Source organism: uncultured Nostoc sp. (genome assembly GCF_964247315.1).
Classification (GTDB): domain Bacteria; phylum Cyanobacteriota; class Cyanobacteriia; order Cyanobacteriales; family Nostocaceae; genus Nostoc.
Window position 1 is genome coordinate 1 of record NZ_CAXTTT010000134.1, and the last position, 19,260, is coordinate 19,260.

Here is a 19,260-nt window from a genome sequence, read left to right on the forward strand (position 1 = left end):
AACTGGTTTACCCATTCTTGTTACTGTACTTCACCAGACTAAGAAACGCTATATAGCAAGCGATAAAGAACAGCAAATTACCTTCTCGGTTTTCGCCTATAATGCCCATTTAAATTCACCAACTTACCATTTCTCTCATAAGGGCCGATATATACATAATCACTTGTATTAGAAATTGTCTCATACTCTTTTAGCGTAATCCTTTGCTTTGTTGCCTTTCTTAGAGGCTTTGGTGGTTTTTTTTGCAGGGGTGGGTATAGTGGAATTCGTTGTACCGATTTTTGAGATGAGTTTCTCAGAGGAGATTGTGCTTCCCCTTTTGACGCGTATGGGGGAGTTGGTTGTACTGGTTTTTGAGATGGCGGTTGAGATGAGCTTTGAGAAGGTGTCTTTGTTTGTTGATTAACCCGTTGTTTAAATTTAGCAGCAGAAGTAGCTCTGATGTTGCTGACTTGATATCTTAGTTGATGAAAAACAGGAAACTGATTTGTAATCTCAGGGTTTCTATGAACGAATTTCCCAAGTAAATCTTGAGCCAAAGCTGAGGTCGCAATTACCTTTTGAAGTTTGTATGTATCCTCAATAGCATTTAAATGTGCTAGTTTTTCACAGGAAAATTCATAAAATAGACCGAAGCTACCAGCTAATCCTCCAAACACTACCATAGCCCAGTACAATTGAGCGAGTTGTCCCAAAGTTATATAACCGACCATGCACAAAATGGCTAGTGTCCAACTCCAGTCAACTATTTCTTTAATCCGCTGAAAATGCTGGCGCAGTGATAACATTTAAGAATACTGAAAAAGTTAACTATTAGGCGTAGACCTCTTTTGAGGTACTGAGCATTTCAAGAAAATAGGTTTAGGTCTATCAGGGTTACTTTTCAAATTTAAGTCTTGCTTATAAGGCTCACAATAATTTTTATATATGCGAACTTTAACGTAGTCTGTAGTTGGTATTTGAACTCGGAAAGCGCCTAAATTATCAGTTGTATCTGTATCAGACCCACCTTCAGATTCCATTATTACTTTTGCGCCAACTATAGGAACTTGAGTCGCTTCATCAAAAACGCTAACTTTTACACTACTTGAGTTTAGTACTGTAGAAGGTTTATTTTCAGCGCTTTCTTTATCTGAGGTATTCAGCCCTGGAACGTGAGTTGCAGCCCCATAGCCTATAGTCAACAAGAGAAATCCAGTCAGGGCGTACCAAATAGGTTTCGGTATATTACTCAGATCCATATACTTGGCAGATGCGGATGTGTATTGATTAGCAAAGTGAAATTCTAAACATACTTATACTACCGCACGGTAAGAATAGTTTATGGAGTCTTCACGAAACAAGCGCGCCTGTAAAAAACTGGTTAAGAATGTGGTGAAATTGAAAAATCACTAATCGTTTCACTATGACTTTTGAATATCTTGGCGAAACTCCCTAATTGCTTCCAAGGGAGACGATAACAAAAGACAACGATTGAGCATAGATAAATCTAATTCTGCTAATAGCTCACTTTTAACAACTTTATCAGATTCTTGTTCTCGTAAGCAGTAAACCTCAAATGTGCCATCTTCCCAAAACCAAACTTCCGGGACTCCCATTAATTTGTACTTCTGTAACTTTATGGGACTACCGCTAGTAATGACTACTTCAATACAGAGGTCTGGTATAGGTTTGTCGTTTTCAAAGCAATAAGATAAGTCAGCTTGATATTCTACTATCTTGGGAATAACCTGGCTAAAACTCCCACTAGGAAAAAATTCAATACGCTTAATTTCAAAATAAGTAATCAGCAATGCAGCAATTAAACACTTAATCGCCTCATGAGGCTTATCAATAGTCACTATTTCTAAGACTCCATCACAATAAAATAAGCGCACTCCTGGTATATTTTCAAAGCTAGCTTGAATTGCTTTAAACTGTTCCCAACTTAACCCATGTCGAAAGAAGCGTTGTTCTTCTGGTAAGTTAACAGCATTTTCTAACGTTTGAGTCATAATATTTTTACTCTCTCAGTTAGTAGTCACAAAGTTTATCTCATTTCCATTTTAAGTCAAAACCAAATTATCCCGATGAATCACGGTTTCTGCACCGACATATCCTAAAATTGTGGAAATTTCTCGTGAATGACGCCCAGAAATTTTTTGCAGTTCATTGCTGTTGTAATTTACAAGTCCTCTAGCAATTTCGTTACCGTTGGTGTCACACAATTGCACTGCATCTTGTGTGTCAAACTCTCCTTCTACTAGCTTAATTCCCGCTGCTAATAAAGATTTTCCTGCTAGAGAAATTGCCGCGATCGCACCTTCATCTAAATACAATTTACCCGCAGGTACAAGTCCGTAAGCTATCCAACGTTTACGCGCCGAAGTTGGTTCCGGTTGCGGTTCAAAATGTGTCCCAATCAGTTCTCCTTGAATAATTTTTTCAATATTCTGGGGAAATCGCCCTTGAGTAATTACGGTACGCACTCCAGCCGCGATCGCAATTCTCGCAGCCGAAATCTTTGTCACCATACCACCAGTACCCCACTGAGAACCTTGGGAACCTGTTTGTATTTGTAATTGAGTTAATTCTTTAATGCTACTCACTAAAGCGATCGGCCGCGCATCTGGTACGGAACGGGGATCGGCTGAATACAGCCTATCGACATCGGTGAGCAAAAATAGCCAATCTGCTTCTACTAAACTGGCAACTAATGCCGAAAGGGTGTCATTATCACCAAATTTTAGTTCGTCTATTGCTACGGTATCATTTTCATTTACTATGGGGATCACTCCCAGTCCCAATAGTTGCTGAAAGGTATTGTAGACGTTGAGATAGCGGCTGCGCTGTACTAAGTCACTGCGAGTCAGTAATACTTGGGCGATCGCTTGTTGCAAGGTAGTAAATAAATCATCATATATCCGAATTAACCTGCCTTGTCCAACTGCTGCTACAGCCTGTTTGAGTGCGATCGCTTTAGGACGTTCAGTTAAACCTAACCGCGCACAACCCACGCCTACAGCGCCAGAAGAAACCAAAATCACCCGATGTCCTTGGCGTCTTAAATAGCAGAGTGTTTCCGCCAATGTAGCGATGGTAGAAAGTGCTAATTGTCCCGTTTCTGGTTGAGTTAGGCTAGAAGTGCCGATTTTGACAACAATTGTTTTAGTCATTGGTCATTAGTCATTAGTTATTGGTCATTAGTCATTAGTCATTGGTCATTAGTAACTGACGAATGACAACGGACAAATGACAAAGGACAAATGATTAAAACAATTGTAAAGCGCCAATCCTTCTATAGTGAAGGTTGACGCTTTACGGAAATATATTTACTTAGTATGACTTAGGGTCTTTTTTGGCTGACCCCATGTTATTAATACTTATGATCCCCGATTTTTTGCTTCCAGTAAGATTCCTTAAGCATTTCTTTAGATTTACTTTCCTGAAGATTTCTCAACTTTTGTGAATTTTCTTTTTCTTGGGAGTAATAGAGGCTCCCAAAATTTCAGATATCCAAACTTCAAAGTTGCGGACGGGATGAGAACGGAGAGCCGCATCGGCATGAACAATCGGTTCGACTAAAATGGTAAACATTCCCAGACGATTACCTGCTAAAACATCGGTAAACAAGCGATCGCCTACCATTCCCACTTGATGCACTGGTAGATCCATTCCCCTAAGTGCTGCTCTAATTTTGCGTCGGGAAGGCTTGGCTGCACCTAAGTAGTAAGGTAAGTTGAGCGATCGCGCAATTCCACCAATTCGGGCTTCACTGAGGTTGTTACTCACTAAGCACAGTGCAGTACAGGTACGGATTTGCTCCACCCACTCTCGTAGTTCGGGGGAAGCTATCCCGACTGTAAAGGGTACTAAAGTTTCATCTACATCCAATACCAGCCCTTTAAGCCCGTATTTTTGGATAATATCTGGTGTTAGGTTCAACACTGAACCCTCTAAAATCAAGTCAGGTTGCAAAAGATTGTTCCAGACCATAATCAACAGTCAAATGTAGATAGCTAAGAAAAATGAGCATAACCCAATATAGTTTAGTTAGTCGAACTCCATCCTGGAATGCCTCCCTGAACATTTTGAGATAAAATCCCTAAAATCTTATCTATCTCTTTAATGTAATAATTATTCAAATCAATAAATATATCGTTTTCTTCTAACTTCAAAAACTTCCAAATCTCCCCTGTTGTTACCGCACCGTAAATTTTTCTGATTTCATTTCCTTCTTGTTGATTAAACAAATGTGCTGCCAACATTGCGGCTGCGCATTGACCTAATCCACCTTTAATATTTTCATTTTTGGCATCAATAATAACCACCACCGGCACATTAATCGTTAGCTGCTCTCTAGAACGATTAATAATAAAGTCACAATATCCATTCAGACCTTTTTCTGCATCTACATTAAAATCTGTTCCCGAAAATAAGCTAATTGGATAATTAGCCCTGCGTCTTACCTCCAACAATATCGGAGTAATAATCATTTCTGAACGAGCTTTTTCAGTATTAATCGCTAAAGCCAATTCTGTAGTTTCTTCTAAAGAGTTTTTGAGTTTCTCACTTGCCTGTAAAGGTTTTATGTCGGCACATAAATCAGTTTCTTCATCAATGCGGATGCTGAATGACTTTTTAAATTTACTTAATGTAAAATCGCTATAAGCCATTTTCAGCACCTTATACTAATTTGGGATTTTAGATCGCGGAATTCAAAAACCCTACCAAAATGCTTTTTCCAGGATTTTAAACAATACTAGTTGCCCCAATGTAATGTTAATGTTTCATTGCTTCCAACATTTAATGGGACATAGTAAAAGATTTAAGTAAATTGTGATTTCAATGAAAAACTACCAATTAAAAAATTCAAAATGTAATATTTTCATTTTGAATTTTTAATCTTATTCCACTTCATTAAAAAGATGTTCTTCTAACAGAGGCTGCACTTTGCGGAACTCTTCTGGAGAAAGCAATTCAGGTTCACCTGTTTTTGTTATCCGTGCAAAAAACAACAGAGGATCTAGGGGTGTATAAATTGCATACTCCTGATCTTCATCATAAAAGCTAGCCAGCAGCTGTAATTGCTCAGGCTCTAAATCTGCCTCTTCGTCTTCAATTTCTAAGGTGAAAAGTTCTGATTCTTCCACTGGTGGTAAATCACCTGCAACAGTCAGAGCATAGGCTGTGTTCTTTAATATCAAGTTCTGCTCAGATAGTACAGCTTGGGCATTAGCAAAAATTTGCTCAATTATCGTGTCATCTTCTACTAGAACTGCTTCTTCTTCCTCACCGTCACCTTCCCAAGAAAAAATTTCTACAGGTGAATCTACAGGAAGAAGCAAAACGTATTCTTGTCCATCTACCTCTAGGGAATGCTCTACATAACAGTCGAGCGATCGCCCTTTGTCATCGGTTAAAGTGATGGAACCCGCATGAGCGTTATCATTTTCTTCAGGAAATTGAGAGGAAAACATAGCCGAAATCTAGAAATTTAATAAATACCAGCAAATTGGAAAATCGCTTAACTATAGTTAATGACATATTAATGTCAAACAAATAGCTTTATACGTAGATACAACTGCTGGCTAATCGTTTTCAGAATATCATGTTAAAAGGTATCAATATTCAATAGCCGCAACTGAGCTACGGGAGTTGGCACGTTTAATATCCAGCCATTGCTGCAAAATCAAAGCGGCTGCCTTGCGGTCAATTAAACCTTTATTGCGTGATGGGGAGCGCTTTTCAGCTATCAGCAGTTGCTCTGCTTGAAATGAAGTTAATCGCTCATCCATATATTCCACAGGCAAGTTTAGTGCTTTAGCAAGTCTTTTAGTAAATTTTTGAACTTGACGAGCCTGAAATCCTAGTGAGCCATCCATTGAATAAGGTAAGCCCATAACTAGAACTTGTACCTCACGTTCATTAACGATTTGTCGGATTTGCTCGACATCCTGCTCAAAAGATGTGCGCTCAATTGTGGTGATTCCCGTGGCAATTAAACCCGTGCGATCGCATCCAGCCACACCAATCCGCTTGCGACCAAAATCTAGTCCCAATGCGGAAATAAACGGTTTTGGTTGCTCTTGGGATACCACACTACTTCTCCTGCTGTCCATCTGCTGATTCAGCAATCGGCGATGTTTCTATGCTAGGGTTTTTTACCGAAAAGTTAATCGGTTCTGGCTTGCTTGGCAGAGGTTTATCTGAGGATGGCAACTTTCCTGGTTGTATCCATGACATCCCACCTGGTATAGGTTTACGAGTCGGTTGTAAACCTTGCAGCATATCAGTCCACTGCATTCCTTCTAAGGAGACGAATTTCGACTCCCGGAGCTTATGCCATACAGAGCGAGACATCACTAATGTATGTTCTATGCGTTTTGCCCCAATTCGCTCTAAATATTCTTCTCGTTCTGCCTGATAGTCTGAGGATGCTAGTTGTAACCCTTGCTGGGGAAAATCTTGGGCAATGCGAGCCAGTTGAGATAGTAATTCTGGATAAAGCCAAGTGTAAGCAGGATGAACTGTCAGCGTTGCAGCATGGGGAACTTCACCCTTGCGATCGAGTTGCACCTGAAAATAGCCGATCGCAGCTTTGCGTTGCGGTTCAAATACGTAACCACTGACTACTTCTGTTTTGGTCAGCCATTGCTTGACTGCATCAGTTAAAGCGCTGAACAAGCTGGTTTTAAAGTCGCGGGTATTGCGATCGAAAACCTGACGCACCAGAGGTGGCATCGATGCCGTATCTAATTGATATAGCAACTGGGCATCAGCATTACTTACAGGTAAGAGGTTGGGCAAGTCTGGCTCTGCTTGCGCCAATTCAGCCAGTAATTCTGGCCCAATTTCCCAGTATGTCATTTCTGCCAGACGCTGGAATCCATTTTGCCGATATAGTGCCAGCGCCTCTATGTCATTGATATTAACTTCCAGTAGCCAAGTGCGAGCTTCCAAAATCGACTCAAAACAATGACGCAAAAGTTGCGAACCAATTCCTTGTTTATCGACACCACGTTCTAGTAACACTCGATCAATCCGCCAAGTGCTGCGTGTGCGGTTAAAGGGAGACACTTGAATCATTCCTAGAAGTATCCGCCCTTGCTCTGCGACATAAGCACAGAGGCGATACTGTAGCGGGTTAGGAAACCAACTTAAAAATTTGAGTAATCCATACCAGCGACGCAGCCTTTGCATCCGGCTGATGGCAAAACCTGCTCCCTTCGGAGTAAGGGCTGCGAATGACTCTTGAGTTATGCGCTCGATTCCATCCAGATCCCGGTATTGGACTGATCGAATAACAACGCTGACGTTTCTGGGAAGTAATGAAGTCATTTTAATTCGAGCCGCCATTTAGCCTTAACTAACTGCTCTTCAAAGGAAGGAACTGTTGCAATAATCTTAACTAGTTTCTGCTCTCTACTATTGTGCCAAAAGGGTGATTTTAGTAACTTAATACTTAAAAAGCAGAAAAAGCAGACCTTGTGAGAACACCATTGGCATTGACCCAACAACATCTGCCCTTATTTTATTTGAATTTTGATTAAAATTTGTATATATTTTATAACCCTTGCCGAGAAACTAGCTTTTCAAAGTGGGCTTGGGTTTGATGGAGTAATTGGTGGCGACTATCTACGAGTGTTTGCTTCAGCGTTGGAACAAGATTGCGAGCTTGTAGAGTCATGTGAAGTTGCAGGTTGGCGACATATTCACTGAAATCTTGATTCATTTCATCTGCGCCCGCATCCGTTAATAAATTTGATTCCATTGCCACTGTGTTCTCCTGTGTTAATCCTGTGCTGTCTCTCTTCATGACCAAAAATTATCACATTGTTTGGACTAACTTCTTTCTTTGCAATGAAGTTTAACGCTTCTTAGGGATAGCGTGTCCCTTAAAATCTCAAACCAACACCACCTTGTACTGAGATAGCTGTACCACTGCTATCTCGGTAGGCATCAAAAGCAATAATGGCATTGCCAAAAAGGACAGTATTGCTATTTGGGATCATATAATCAATGCCCGGTTGTAAGGCAAAACTAATTTTATCGCCCACAGGAGAAGAACCACCACCACCAGCCAACACTAATCCCGCGCCCAGGTAGGCATCAGCTTGCCAGTTGAGGGGTAAATCGTAAGAAACCGTTGGTACAACAGCCGTATTACTACCAATTAACACTTGGGCACGCAGTGAAATTGGTGCTTCCAAAAGCTTGTAGCGCCCTGCTATCACCCCCCCAAATTGGATACCATCGGTAATACCAATAGTGGGGCCAATACCGATATAACTACCATAAGCTACTTGAGCTTGTGCTGGTTTAGTACTCGCCAGACTCAAGACTAAACCAGCTCCCAAAACTGAAACCAAAGATGGAATATACTTCATAACCGACTCCTCACACCATTTTATTATTGGGCATTGGGGATGGGATATTGGGGATGGTTATTTTCCTTATCCTCCTTGTCCCCTGTACTCCTCTGCTCTCCTGCTCACTCCATTCTACGGGCAACGGGGATGAATACCTCCTTGAGTACAAATGTACGCTAATTGCTTGGCATCTAAATTTTTAGCTTGAGAAAAATCAACGCCTTGGACTACGGCAGATACTGAACCTAAATCTGGGGTTTGGACAAATTGATCAGCTGGATCTTGTTTGCTAGGAGCGAGAATTGCTCCTTTGAAATCTGCTCCAGCGACATTTGCCCCTCGTAAATCTGCAAGACTCAGGTCGGCATTTTGCAAGTTAACGTTTTCCATTTGGGCAGAACGTAAAACAGCACCAGTTAAACGAGTAGCACTCAAGTTAGCATTGCTGAGATTAGCACGATCCAAATAAGCTCCTGATAAATCTGCTCCTTGCCAATCAGTGTTAGTTAAGTTGGCAAAAGATAATTGCGTTCCGATCGCAGTGGCGCGACCTAAACGCGCTGCATACAGATTGGCTTCGTTCAATTTGGCATCGCCTAAATCTGCCCCAGTCAAGCTGGCTTTTTCCAAAACTGCGTTTCGCAGATCGGCTCCTACTAGTTGGGTGCTGTTGAGTTTAGCATCATATAGACGTGCGTTGGATAAGTTCGCTCTGTTAAGAGTAGCGCGACTCAAATCGATCCGGTTCATCAAGACGCGACTGAGGTTAGCATCAGTGAGATTGGCTTGCTGCAATTGAGCTTGGCTTAAATCAGCCATTACATCGTCGTAGGTATCCCAGCGTCCATCCTCACCCACACTTCGGAAACGGGTACCCTTAAAGCTGGCTTGGTTAAGATTTGCAGATTTAAACTTAACTCCTGATAAATCAAGATTGTCCAGTACCAAGTTGAACAAGGAACTTCCTGAAGTCCCGCTTTGACCTAATTGAGTACTACTAAGGTCAACACCCTCGATTTTTTTACCGCTGTAAACAGAGAGAATCTTGTTGATTGTCCGTTGGTTTCTTTGTAGCCGCCCTTGCCGTAATTCCCGCTCTTTGGTTGCAGTGCTACCTACAGATTCTAGTTCACTGACCAAAAACTGATTCTTATTTTTGAGTTCCGGGATAGCTTGGGGCCCGACAGTTGTCAAAGCTTGTTGAATCGTATCCAGAAGGCTGGGGTTAGTTTCACTAACTAATAAATCCGCGAGAAATTTAATGGATTGTAGGTCATTAAGACCACCCATAGCCAGAATTGCACTTTGACGTTGCTCATTAGTCGCCCCAGAGTTGGGAGTCAATTGTTTGACGAGTTCAAGGAATTGTTGGCTGTTGATTTGGTTAGTTGCTCGCTGGGATTGTTGAATTTGGATATAAACTTGAGTGCCAATTAAAGTTGCCAACACAGCAGTCATACTCGTTAGCCCGATCCCAAACAAAGCCAGATTGGGATTTTGCTGTATCCGCCGCCACAAATTAGGCGACTGGCTGGTTCGATCTGTCGCTAATTCTTCTCCCTCTGGCCATTCTTCTGCTTGATCGTTATTGCCAGCAGACTGAGCTTGTCTGTTGCTAGCTAAAACTGCATCGATGGTATAAGTACCTGCGAGTTGATCGTGGAGTGCGCGACGCCCCCGACGCGACGGTAAGCCTATCCCTTCACCCACAATCATTAATAAAGACAAAAATGTGAATAATCCTAAATTCGGAAAAGCAAAGCTGTATCGCCACAGCAGATAGGCGATGGAAATGGGTACAGTCCAACGCCCAATGCCTTCTCTAATCACAACTGCCCCCAATCCAGGTGGCTTCCCTTGCCCGTTGACAACCCGCACTTTTAACCAACGTTTCCCAATTGTGCTACCAGTCTTAGCTAATAAATACAATTGCCACCACGAGAGAGTTACAGGCGCTAACAAGGCGATTGTCCACAGAATATTAGTCGGCCATGCTACGTTACGGATGCCATAGCTCACAGGTAGAGCTAGGGGTCTGGCGATCGCTCTTTCTGTGACTACCAGCACGGGATTAAGCGGCACTCGGTTCAGATCGCTTCTAGAATTGGCATAGACACCAATGCCGAAGGGAATCAACCCACTAGTAACCACTAATGTGATTTCAGCCGCCCAAGCAGCAAAACGTCTACTTGCTAGCAGTAGCGAATTGGCTCTTTCCGATTTTTTTGACTGACCAGATTGATTACTAGTTCTCCTGACAATTGGTGACGTCATCGTATAGTTTCCTTTGATATTATTTCTACGCCGCGATCGGCACAATTAAAATAGACTAAGCTAATCAGCAAAAAGAAAAGCATATTGAAATAGGATTTAGAAGTTATAAGTCAGGAGCCTTTTGTATTCTGGCTCCTGACTCTCATAACTCCAGGCAGAGTGCAAAGTAAATGCATATCAACTTATTGCTTGCGTTGAAAGCTACCAGACACAAAAAATTTGTATCCAACATACACTAACACTGCCAAAAGCGCCAGACTGATTACAGATGCAACTAGTTTAAACACTGCTTGCAGTATCGCCAAGCCTACTAGTACCGTCACACCCGAAACTACCAGCTTTTTCACACCAGATAAGCTGTTGAACCAAATCTGAAATCGCTCCAGTTGCAAGTTGAAGCTGGCAAAAACAGACTGAGGCGTTTGTTTTTGTTCTTGTGAAACTACCCCAGGCGGGGAATTAATCTCTGCCTCTAGCTGATCGAGGCGACGCTGTAAGTCTTCTTTTGGTTGAGGATTCATCAATTTTTCCTACCTCATTAGCATACTTATTCAACAATAGACTAACCAAATTCTATTTTTGGTGGTTGTCTTAGTGATTTTAGCTAATGTTCTGTAAGTGCCAGACCTTTCTGGACAGGGAAAAATTATGTTTTTTTTGTTGCCTTTCAGACATCAATAATTGTAGAGACGTTGCAATGCAACATCTCTACAGATATACACCGATTAAATCTTCACAAATAATCCCGAACGGATTGGTATTGCTTTATACAACAGCTTTGGGAACTAAGACGGTTTGCTGTCGTCTATATAGATCGGACTATATAACAATATTGCTCTAAAAAAATCTGGAGCATTAATTAATTAAAATGAAGACGCTTAGGCTACTTGCAATTATTCCCACAGCTTTGGCGATGAGTTTGGTTTTCACTGAGGCTAATTTGGCACAGACACCAACAATCCAAATTAATCGGAATTCCCAACCAGATCCATTGATTTTGAACGGAAAGTCTGGGGGAACTGTCAAAAGTGATTGTGGCAATATTACCAGTGAACCTAATCAAGTTATCCAAGTTACAGAGTCACTACCTTATTTGCGATTAGCAGTAGAAAGTAAAGGGAAGCCAACACTGTTGATCGACGGGCCTGGGGGGCGCTTTTGTGTACTAGCAGATAGTTATTCTGGAGGTAAGTCAGAACTTTCTGGTTATTGGCAGGCAGGAAAATACTTGCTGTATGTAGGCGAACTATCCCCGCAACAGTATACTTACACCCTCTCAATCTCGCAAAAAAATAAATAGTCGTCATTAGTTATTAGCAAAGGACAAATGACTAATGACTATTCTTCTAGTGATTTGGCTGGAACTTCGACAGCAGTGACATCAATTGTGCCTTTTGGTGTGAAGCGCTGAAAATGACTATTTTGTACTAACAGTAACTCCTTACAGTTAGGACATTGCAACTGACTGTTATTTAAACCTGTAAATTCATATCCACAGACGGGACACCGATCGGCAACCAAGTTGCGTTGCAACCACCAGCGAAAGCCAAAAAAAGCCACAATAGGTGCCAACAACAGCAACCCGAAAATAATTAGCAATGAATTAATCAACCAACCCAAGCCCACTGATGCCAGCAACCAAATAACTGCCAGCAGAGTGAGCCAAGGGCGGAGATTTAAAAGATTCAATTGAAATGACTTAAAGCTCATTTTTTAAATATCGTTCTGCTCTTTTTCTAGGATAGCGATTTTAGTCATTAGTTTATGACTCAGTTTATGAGTCATTTATTATTTGTTATTTGGACTCAAATGCACTTCATTACTGAGGATAGCAGCATTTTTTGCAAGTGCTGTTGGAAGGCATTTATGCCAAACAGAGCGATCGCCTGTTTTCGCAGCCACTCTCCATCACATCGCTGGTCATCCCCTTGAAGCATTTCTATACAAGCTGCTGCTACAGCATCAGGACTGCGGTGTGGTACTCGCCATCCCAGTTTACCATCCTGCAAGGGGTCAGCGGAACCATCGTTGTCACCGGATAATACAGGTACTCCACAAGCCATTGCTTCTAGATAAACTATGCCAAAGCCTTCTTGCGAAGGCATAATATAGGCATCAGCAAGGCGGTAATGTTCCATTAATTCTTCTGTGGCAACGAAACCAGCAAACACGACGCGATCGCTCACACCTAAATTTTCTGCAAGTTCAGCTAATCGCGGTTGGTCATCACCGCGACCAATTACCAAATATTTCACTTCTGGAAAAACCTGAGCGATTTGTGGTAATGCCCGAATGGTAACATCTACACCTTTGTAAATATCTCCTGACCATAACCGCGCTACTGTCATTAACACTTTCGCACCAGTTAAGCCATATTTCTGGACTAATTCTGGTTGTTTGGAACCAGGAGTAAATTTATCCCCATCAATTGCACAAGGCATCATCTGTACCATTTTCGGGTTTAGACTATTCGCAACACAAGCGCGATCGCGGCTGTAGCGACTAATTGTCCAAATTCCTGCTGCTGATGTCAGGGCGTGACGTTCCTGATTTTTCAACGGTTCCCAGACTTCTTTGCCGTAAGTTAGTACAGTGTAAGGAATCCCCAAGGGCTGGCAAAGTGTTTGGATTAATACTGCTAAGTTAATGTGACCGCAGAAAACTTGCTGCGGACGGCTTTGCAACAGGCACTTCAGTAAAGCTACTGCCATTTGCAATCTCCCCAAATAGGGAGACTGATTTTTAAAGTAATGAAATTTTAAGTTCTCGTCTTCAAACGGATTTAAGCTATCAGCACTATCTCGCAGCAAAAAGACTTCTGCTTTATAATCTTGGCTCAATTCCAGATAAGCGCGAAAAATATCTTTTATATACGATTGAATACCACCTTCGTGAGCAAAAATTTCTAAAAAGACGAAGACATGGTTAGTTTTTTTGTTAACTTTATCACCTAAATTCAGGTTTTTTGCCACTGTAGTGATGTGTATCTTATATTATTTATACTCGCGGTAAGGGTGCGAGCGCACCGCTTTGTAACCGCTCCAAATCTGTTTTTACCATTTTTTCTAAAAGTTCCTCAAAGCTTACTTGGGGTTCCCAATGGGTCGTTCCAGGAGTCGGGTACAAAACTGGGAGCCGCCAAATTATAAATTTCTTGGGGACGCAGTTGTTCAACTGCGGTCAACAGTGCCGCATTATCCCTCAAGTCAACCGTAAAAATTTCTACCTGATTTGCCAGTATTCCCAGTTTTGTCAAATTAGGTTGTCGATGTGGGGGTACTAATCTAACAACTCGATAACCACGGTTGAGGAGCAAATGACTGAGATAGTAGCCATCTTGACCAGTAATTCCTGTAATTAGGGCTGTCTTAGTCATATTTTGTCCCCTATTCTGTCTATCTCTTTAAGCACTAAATAGCACTTGTTGGAGAACAAACATTAAGACTCTCAACACTGCTGACAAATCTTAACAAGGGAGCTTGTGTAACTCGAATGCTATTTTTACTATATTCACTAATTCTTTTTATACAAAAATCTTATTTGAGATTTTACAAAAAAATCATAATGAATAAGCAATTTCACGTAAAAAACATATTACTCCTATTCAAATAATATTGAAAAAGGAGTATACTTTTATCAATCAAATAACTATGTATTTCAGCCGCAACTGCTCTATTTTAAAGTGAGTGGCTCAATTTTGAGCAAAATTTTTGTTAGCTTGGTGACGACTATATGAGAAGTTTTATTTGTTTGACTCCTAAGTACCATCGAGTTAGCAAGAGAGTTTTGTAGAGAAGACAAGCCCTCGTTTTTTATAGGCGCACTTCCCTACCTCCACTCCGCTCACAAGCCAAAATCGACATCAGAAGTATTCTTACCTTCCTTTATCCTTGACTATTTCACTGTTACTTTTGTGCTTCTACAGAGTATTTGACAATGAGCAAGCAATTTCTACCATCCTCACCACGTTCGTATACAACCCGGTCAGCCAACCGCCGGAGGAGAAACCATCCATACCCACCGACTTGTAGAGTACCTGGGGCTGGCTCTGCGATCGCATCAGGATTGAAAGGTTTTCCATAATCCCAAATTCTAATCTCTAGGCGGTCAATCCACAGATAAACGTTAATTTCAATGGTTGTTTCCGGGGGTAAAGCATGATGAGCGTGACGAACAGCGTTGGTAAAGCCTTCTGCTAATGCTAAATTGAGGCGATCGAGTTGGGTTTTTGACCAACCAAGTTGAGACAAGTGTTGCAGACAAAATTGCTCAAACCATTCTTGCACCTGGTTTAAAAGCCTGAGTTCGCTCTTAACCGTCAGATGGTCTTGCCGCACTATACTAAGCATTAACTGTGAGTTGAATATAAGTAAACCCAAGTTGCTAGTTATTAAATTCTGCGCTGTTCGCAAAATTTCTCTCGCATCAAAAAATCTAAATTGACATATTCTGTGTACCAAAATACAAAACATGAATGATTTTGGCAGTCTGAGGGTTATAACTAACAACTTACGTTAAGTAAGTAAGAAATGTTTGTATTTGTTGACTTTTGATGATTTGAGATTTTGGAATAGCTTTTCCATCCAAAACTTCAAATCCTAAATGCAATCTGAACGATTGAAGAAGAATTCAGAATAGAGAATTCAGAATTCAAAATGCAATCAGTGAGGGATACTCTGCGGGATCTTGCTACAGACCCAAGACTATCTTGTTGACCACTAAAAAAAGCATATTTAGTGTAGAAATTAAACCCGTTTATTCAGACGCTATCTACGAGACACTGTGCGTAACTTGCTTCCCCGTAGGATATGCGGACTTGCTTTGGGTAGCATTATCCGCTTTTTCATTCAGAATTAAATTCTGAATTCTGGCTTCTGGCTCTCTTGTTAAAATTGACGCCTGTTGATTGTTTTCAAAAGCACATCTGCATTTGCTCTTGAAACTCACAGGCGTCAAAGCACTTTCTGGTGACTAATCTAGAATAGTCCCAAGGTCAAAGATTTATCCAATGGCAAAGCAGCACCAATACCTAGCCACAGGGTGACAAGAGTACCAACAAGGAATACTGTGGTTGCAACTGGACGGCGGAAGGGGTTTTGGAACTTATTCACGTTTTCAATAAAGGGAACGAGGATTAGACCTACTGGAACAGAACCCATTGCTAACACTCCTAAAAGTTTATTAGGAAGCGATCGCAAAATTTGAAAGACTGGATACAAATACCACTCTGGCAAAATTTCCAATGGTGTGGCGAAAGGATTTGCTGGTTCACCGGTCATTGCAGGATCTAGCACAGCTAGAGCTACAATCGCAGCGAAGGAACCCATGATCACAATTGGAAAGACGTAAAGTAAGTCATTAGGCCAAGCTGGTTCACCATAGTAGTTGTGACCCATGCCTTTAGCGAGTTTGGCTCTTAACTGAGGATCGCTCAGGTCAGGTTTTTTTTGTGTTGACATTTTGAAATGTGTTCTCCTGCTTAAGTTAAATTAAAGCATTTATGAAAGCTATCAGCTACTAGGCAACCAACAGGCAAGAAGCAGCGTTTCTATATCTACAGTCATCTGCCTGAAGGTTTTCTAGAGCTTGAGGCTTCAGATACAAGTATTTATTTTTTGAAACTTATGTGCAATTAATTTCTTGTGTTTCATAAGTTTAAAACAAACAACTCGATCTGAAAACTAACAAATGTTGCCTTTCGCTAATAGCTGAGATTACAAAGGCCCGGAAATGCCTTGCTTGCGGATCATCAAGAAGTGAAACAGCATGAAAACCGCAATCAACCAAGGCAGTACAAAGGTGTGTGCGCTGTAGTAGCGAGTTAGTGTTGCTTGACCAACACTCGAACCGCCGCGCAGCAGGTCGGAAATCAGAACACCAACTACAGGAATTGCTTCTGGTACGCCGCTAACGATTTTCACAGCCCAGTAGCCAACTTGATCCCAAGGTAGGGAATAGCCGGTGACGCCAAAAGAAACGGTGATCACAGCCAGGATGACACCACTTATCCAGGTCAATTCGCGGGGCTTTTTGAAACCACCGGTTAGGTAAATCCGGAAGACGTGCAAAATCATCATCAGCACCATCATGCTGGCAGACCAGCGATGGATGGAGCGAATTAGCCAACCGAAGTTGACTTCATTCATGATGTACTCCACTGAGGAGAAAGCTTCAGTGACTGTTGGCCTGTAGTAGAACGTCATGGCAAATCCAGTGGCAAACTGGATGAGAAAGCAAACCAGGGTAATTCCACCCAGGCAGTAAAAGATATTGACGTGGGGAGGGACGTACTTGCTAGTAACGTCTTCGGCGAGTGCCTGAATCTCCAGGCGTTCCTCAAACCAGTCGGAAACGTTGGCCATACTAATCTCAAGTTCCTAAAAGTCAGTTGCGGTTGATAAATCCCGAAGTTCTGAATCGGCAGAAGCCTTCACTCAGACTTCTCTCCCAATTAGCAATTTTGGGATTTTAGTAAAGGGGAGTTTTTTTCTTTGCATGTCAGCTTTTGGCGTGCTAAGAGACTTGAGAAACTTTACACTCTGTAAAGATGGAATATATTGCGATCTCTTTACGCCCCTACACACAAAATGGTGGACACAAAGTAGATTTTATCCTTTGGTGAGTGGATACGAGGCATCAGTTGACTGAACAACTTGATGAGAAAAATGCACCACTTCTATAAAAAAAGTAACATAATCGAGAGATAGATTTCATCAACAACAGGGGAAGTGGGCATTATCTAGACAATTTGGGTTGAGGTGGAATTGATAATGGGGTTCATGAACAAACAAGTCTTTCGGGTTGGATTTTCACTGTTAATGGCGTTTTGCTTGGCGTTGGGTACGCTTACTCAGTCGGCGGTGGCTTTGACGGGGGAACAAAAGCTGGTTTTGGAAGTTTGGCGAATTGTTAATCGTACTTATTTAGATGAGACCTTTAATCATCAAAACTGGGCGGCTGTGCGGCAAAAGGTTCTAGAGAAGCCACTGGCAGACTCAAATGCCAGTTATGCGGCAATTGGGAAGATGCTCAAGAGCCTCGACGATCCTTTTACTCGTTTTTTAGATCCAGAACAGTATCGCAGCTTGCAGGTTAATACTTCTGGCGAATTGACTGGGGTAGGATTGCAAATTGTCCTGAATCCTGAGAATAGGAAGTTGGAAGTAGTGGCTCCCATCGCCGGCTCACCGGCAGATAAAGCGGGGATTCGACCACGCGATCGCATTCTCAAAATTGAAGGCGTTTCCACAGAAAATCTCACCCTTGATGAAGCTGCAACCAGAATGCGCGGGCCAAGTGGCAGCCTTGTGACTCTCTTGATCGAACGGGACGGAGAGACAGAAACAGAAATTAGACTGATACGCGATCGCATTGCTCTTAACCCTGTGGTTTCAGATTTGCGTGTTTCTGCTGAGGGTACACCCATTGGCTACCTAAGTCTGACACAATTTAATGCCAACGCTTCAATGGAATTGGCACACGCTATTTCTAGTTTAGAAAAAAAAGGCGCTGCTGCCTACATTCTAGATTTACGAAATAATCCTGGGGGATTATTGCAATCAGGAATTGAAATCGCCCGTCTGTGGTTAGACTCTGGGATTATCGTCTACACTGTTAACCGACAAGGCATTCAGGGTAGTTTTGAAGCCCTTGGGCCAGCCCTGACCAAAGATCCTCTGGTGATTTTGGTGAATCAAGGAACTGCTAGTGCCAGTGAAATTCTCGCTGGCGCACTCCAAGATAACCATCGTGCCCAGTTGGTAGGCGAAACCACCTTTGGCAAAGGTTTAATTCAATCCTTGTTTGAATTATCAGATGGTTCGGGCTTGGCAGTGACAATTGCTAAGTATGAAACTCCTGAACACCGAGATATTAACAAGCTAGGTATTAAGCCGGATAAAGTTATTTTCCAACCAGCGATTAACCGCGAACAGATTGGCACCGAAGCGGATCTGCAATATCAAGCAGCAGTCGAACTTTTGGCGAAAAACTCGGTGGTAGCGGGGAAAGCTTAAAGAAGGGTACAAGGAGACAAATCAGATGGGGATTCAGACTCCATCTGATACCAGAACTAACAAATAAGATTTAGTTATGCCGATAACGGTAGCTGAATCACAAATTCAGTTCCTTCGCCAAGTTGAGAATTCACCGCGATCGCTCCGCCGTGTTTTTCTACAATGATTTGACGAGCGATCGCCAATCCTAATCCTGTACCTTTACCGACAGCTTTTGTGGTAAATAAATGGTCAAATATTTTTTGTTTTACTTTTTCATCTATACCCTTTGCATTATCGGCGATTGTAATTTTAACTGAATTAGTTGCTACTGTAGTTGTAATTGTAATACAGTTTGGATTCGCTTTAATTTCGTTAAAACTTCGGTCAAGATTCGATTCTTCCAAGGCATCAATCGCATTTGCTAAGATATTCATAAATACTTGATTTAATTGTCCAGGGAAACACTCAACTTGAGGTAAAGTGCTGTATTCAGTTATCACTTCAATTGCTGGACGTTGCTCGTTAGCCTTGAGACGATGTTTTAAAATTAAAATCGTACTGTCGATACCTTGGTGAATATTAAAGGGAGCATCCCACTTTTTATTTAGGGAGCAAAGATTAATCCATTAAGGTAGGCA

20 protein-coding genes and 2 pseudogenes are annotated in these 19,260 nt (G+C 41.7%); 2 read left to right on the top strand and 20 right to left on the bottom strand.

Annotated elements, in window-relative coordinates:
- Window positions 1–77: 77 nt before the first annotated feature.
- The 13 genes from ACFE93_RS29085 to ACFE93_RS29145 form a co-directional block, all read right to left on the bottom strand.
- On the bottom strand, window positions 78–788 hold the full coding sequence (locus ACFE93_RS29085) for a hypothetical protein (protein WP_375478684.1): 711 nt from the start codon (window positions 786–788) through the stop codon (window positions 78–80).
- A gap of 18 nt (window positions 789–806) precedes the next feature.
- The gene (locus tag ACFE93_RS29090; protein ID WP_375478686.1) at window positions 807–1,241 is read right to left on the bottom strand and encodes a hypothetical protein; all 435 of its coding nucleotides are present in this window, start codon (window positions 1,239–1,241) and stop codon (window positions 807–809) included.
- Between the two features lie 162 nt (window positions 1,242–1,403).
- Window positions 1,404–1,994, bottom strand: coding sequence for a Uma2 family endonuclease (locus ACFE93_RS29095; RefSeq protein WP_375478688.1), 591 nt, complete (start codon window positions 1,992–1,994; stop codon window positions 1,404–1,406).
- A 51-nt stretch (window positions 1,995–2,045) separates the two neighbouring features.
- Entirely contained in the window at window positions 2,046–3,155 is a 1,110-nt protein-coding gene (gene proB, locus ACFE93_RS29100) for a glutamate 5-kinase (RefSeq protein ID WP_375478690.1), read from the bottom strand.
- Window positions 3,156–3,435: 280 nt separating this feature from the next.
- Window positions 3,436–3,975, bottom strand: coding sequence for a YqeG family HAD IIIA-type phosphatase (locus ACFE93_RS29105; protein WP_335186589.1), 540 nt, complete (start codon window positions 3,973–3,975; stop codon window positions 3,436–3,438).
- 53 nt (window positions 3,976–4,028) lie between these two features.
- Window positions 4,029–4,655, bottom strand: coding sequence for a hypothetical protein (locus ACFE93_RS29110; protein WP_375478693.1), 627 nt, complete (start codon window positions 4,653–4,655; stop codon window positions 4,029–4,031).
- A 231-nt stretch (window positions 4,656–4,886) separates the two neighbouring features.
- Window positions 4,887–5,459, bottom strand: coding sequence for a DUF3727 domain-containing protein (locus ACFE93_RS29115; RefSeq protein WP_375478695.1), 573 nt, complete (start codon window positions 5,457–5,459; stop codon window positions 4,887–4,889).
- A gap of 144 nt (window positions 5,460–5,603) precedes the next feature.
- A complete protein-coding gene (ruvX, locus tag ACFE93_RS29120) occupies window positions 5,604–6,080 on the bottom strand; it encodes a Holliday junction resolvase RuvX (RefSeq protein ID WP_375478697.1) in 477 nt (158 codons plus the stop codon).
- Window position 6,081: 1 nt separating this feature from the next.
- Window positions 6,082–7,338, bottom strand: a complete 1,257-nt coding sequence (locus ACFE93_RS29125; protein WP_375478699.1) for a GNAT family N-acetyltransferase — start codon at window positions 7,336–7,338, stop codon at window positions 6,082–6,084.
- Window positions 7,339–7,546: 208 nt separating this feature from the next.
- Complete coding sequence (locus ACFE93_RS29130; RefSeq protein ID WP_104907762.1) at window positions 7,547–7,753, bottom strand: hypothetical protein; 207 nt, start codon at window positions 7,751–7,753, stop codon at window positions 7,547–7,549.
- A gap of 124 nt (window positions 7,754–7,877) precedes the next feature.
- Window positions 7,878–8,369 carry a hypothetical protein gene (locus ACFE93_RS29135; protein ID WP_375478701.1) on the bottom strand — a complete coding sequence of 164 codons (492 nt, stop codon included), beginning with the start codon at window positions 8,367–8,369 and terminating at the stop codon, window positions 7,878–7,880.
- A gap of 114 nt (window positions 8,370–8,483) precedes the next feature.
- Window positions 8,484–10,625, bottom strand: coding sequence for a pentapeptide repeat-containing protein (locus tag ACFE93_RS29140; protein ID WP_375478703.1), 2,142 nt, complete (start codon window positions 10,623–10,625; stop codon window positions 8,484–8,486).
- Window positions 10,626–10,807: 182 nt separating this feature from the next.
- The gene (locus ACFE93_RS29145; RefSeq protein WP_375478705.1) at window positions 10,808–11,146 is read right to left on the bottom strand and encodes a hypothetical protein; all 339 of its coding nucleotides are present in this window, start codon (window positions 11,144–11,146) and stop codon (window positions 10,808–10,810) included.
- A 347-nt stretch (window positions 11,147–11,493) separates the two neighbouring features.
- On the opposite strand from ACFE93_RS29145, the gene ACFE93_RS29150 reads away from it, so the two are divergent.
- On the top strand, window positions 11,494–11,925 hold the full coding sequence (locus ACFE93_RS29150) for a hypothetical protein (RefSeq protein ID WP_375478707.1): 432 nt from the start codon (window positions 11,494–11,496) through the stop codon (window positions 11,923–11,925).
- Window positions 11,926–11,963: 38 nt separating this feature from the next.
- On the opposite strand, the gene ACFE93_RS29155 is transcribed toward ACFE93_RS29150, so the two are convergent.
- From ACFE93_RS29155 to petB, 6 genes and pseudogenes are all read right to left on the bottom strand, one after another.
- Window positions 11,964–12,335 carry a hypothetical protein gene (locus tag ACFE93_RS29155; protein ID WP_375478709.1) on the bottom strand — a complete coding sequence of 124 codons (372 nt, stop codon included), beginning with the start codon at window positions 12,333–12,335 and terminating at the stop codon, window positions 11,964–11,966.
- A gap of 95 nt (window positions 12,336–12,430) precedes the next feature.
- Window positions 12,431–13,612 (bottom strand): glycosyltransferase, encoded by a 1,182-nt coding sequence (locus ACFE93_RS29160; RefSeq protein ID WP_375478717.1) that lies wholly within the window; start codon window positions 13,610–13,612, stop codon window positions 12,431–12,433.
- A gap of 104 nt (window positions 13,613–13,716) precedes the next feature.
- Window positions 13,717–14,001, bottom strand: a pseudogene (locus ACFE93_RS29165) (GDP-mannose 4,6-dehydratase); the annotation flags it as partial.
- Window positions 14,002–14,530: 529 nt separating this feature from the next.
- Complete coding sequence (locus ACFE93_RS29170; protein WP_375478711.1) at window positions 14,531–14,974, bottom strand: ATP-binding protein; 444 nt, start codon at window positions 14,972–14,974, stop codon at window positions 14,531–14,533.
- Window positions 14,975–15,601: 627 nt separating this feature from the next.
- A complete protein-coding gene (gene petD, locus ACFE93_RS29175; RefSeq protein WP_094352635.1) occupies window positions 15,602–16,084 on the bottom strand; it encodes a cytochrome b6-f complex subunit IV in 483 nt (160 codons plus the stop codon).
- 255 nt (window positions 16,085–16,339) lie between these two features.
- The gene (gene petB, locus ACFE93_RS29180; protein ID WP_375478713.1) at window positions 16,340–16,987 is read right to left on the bottom strand and encodes a cytochrome b6; all 648 of its coding nucleotides are present in this window, start codon (window positions 16,985–16,987) and stop codon (window positions 16,340–16,342) included.
- Between the two features lie 408 nt (window positions 16,988–17,395).
- On the opposite strand from petB, the gene ctpA reads away from it, so the two are divergent.
- Window positions 17,396–18,640 carry a carboxyl-terminal processing protease CtpA gene (gene ctpA, locus ACFE93_RS29185; RefSeq protein ID WP_375478715.1) on the top strand — a complete coding sequence of 415 codons (1,245 nt, stop codon included), beginning with the start codon at window positions 17,396–17,398 and terminating at the stop codon, window positions 18,638–18,640.
- Between the two features lie 74 nt (window positions 18,641–18,714).
- Here ctpA and ACFE93_RS29190 read toward each other — a convergent pair.
- A pseudogene (locus ACFE93_RS29190) lies at window positions 18,715–19,212 on the bottom strand (sensor histidine kinase); the annotation flags it as partial.
- Between the last annotated feature and the right edge of the window lie 48 nt (window positions 19,213–19,260).

What these genes read in the sequence shown, in the direction of transcription:
- ACFE93_RS29085 (WP_375478684.1), bottom strand. Translation starts at nt 788, where the DNA reads ATGTTATCACTGCGCCAGCATTTTCAGCGGATTAAAGAAATAGTTGAC.
- ACFE93_RS29090 (WP_375478686.1), bottom strand. Translation starts at nt 1,241, where the DNA reads ATGGATCTGAGTAATATACCGAAACCTATTTGGTACGCCCTGACTGGA.
- ACFE93_RS29095 (WP_375478688.1), bottom strand. Translation starts at nt 1,994, where the DNA reads ATGACTCAAACGTTAGAAAATGCTGTTAACTTACCAGAAGAACAACGC.
- proB (WP_375478690.1), bottom strand. Translation starts at nt 3,155, where the DNA reads ATGACTAAAACAATTGTTGTCAAAATCGGCACTTCTAGCCTAACTCAA.
- ACFE93_RS29105 (WP_335186589.1), bottom strand. Translation starts at nt 3,975, where the DNA reads ATGGTCTGGAACAATCTTTTGCAACCTGACTTGATTTTAGAGGGTTCA.
- ACFE93_RS29110 (WP_375478693.1), bottom strand. Translation starts at nt 4,655, where the DNA reads ATGGCTTATAGCGATTTTACATTAAGTAAATTTAAAAAGTCATTCAGC.
- ACFE93_RS29115 (WP_375478695.1), bottom strand. Translation starts at nt 5,459, where the DNA reads ATGTTTTCCTCTCAATTTCCTGAAGAAAATGATAACGCTCATGCGGGT.
- ACFE93_RS29125 (WP_375478699.1), bottom strand. Translation starts at nt 7,338, where the DNA reads ATGGCGGCTCGAATTAAAATGACTTCATTACTTCCCAGAAACGTCAGC.
- ACFE93_RS29130 (WP_104907762.1), bottom strand. Translation starts at nt 7,753, where the DNA reads ATGGAATCAAATTTATTAACGGATGCGGGCGCAGATGAAATGAATCAA.
- ACFE93_RS29135 (WP_375478701.1), bottom strand. Translation starts at nt 8,369, where the DNA reads ATGAAGTATATTCCATCTTTGGTTTCAGTTTTGGGAGCTGGTTTAGTC.
- ACFE93_RS29140 (WP_375478703.1), bottom strand. Translation starts at nt 10,625, where the DNA reads ATGACGTCACCAATTGTCAGGAGAACTAGTAATCAATCTGGTCAGTCA.
- ACFE93_RS29145 (WP_375478705.1), bottom strand. Translation starts at nt 11,146, where the DNA reads ATGAATCCTCAACCAAAAGAAGACTTACAGCGTCGCCTCGATCAGCTA.
- ACFE93_RS29150 (WP_375478707.1), top strand. Translation starts at nt 11,494, where the DNA reads ATGAAGACGCTTAGGCTACTTGCAATTATTCCCACAGCTTTGGCGATG.
- ACFE93_RS29155 (WP_375478709.1), bottom strand. Translation starts at nt 12,335, where the DNA reads ATGAGCTTTAAGTCATTTCAATTGAATCTTTTAAATCTCCGCCCTTGG.
- ACFE93_RS29170 (WP_375478711.1), bottom strand. Translation starts at nt 14,974, where the DNA reads ATGCTTAGTATAGTGCGGCAAGACCATCTGACGGTTAAGAGCGAACTC.
- petD (WP_094352635.1), bottom strand. Translation starts at nt 16,084, where the DNA reads ATGTCAACACAAAAAAAACCTGACCTGAGCGATCCTCAGTTAAGAGCC.
- petB (WP_375478713.1), bottom strand. Translation starts at nt 16,987, where the DNA reads ATGGCCAACGTTTCCGACTGGTTTGAGGAACGCCTGGAGATTCAGGCA.
- ctpA (WP_375478715.1), top strand. Translation starts at nt 17,396, where the DNA reads ATGGGGTTCATGAACAAACAAGTCTTTCGGGTTGGATTTTCACTGTTA.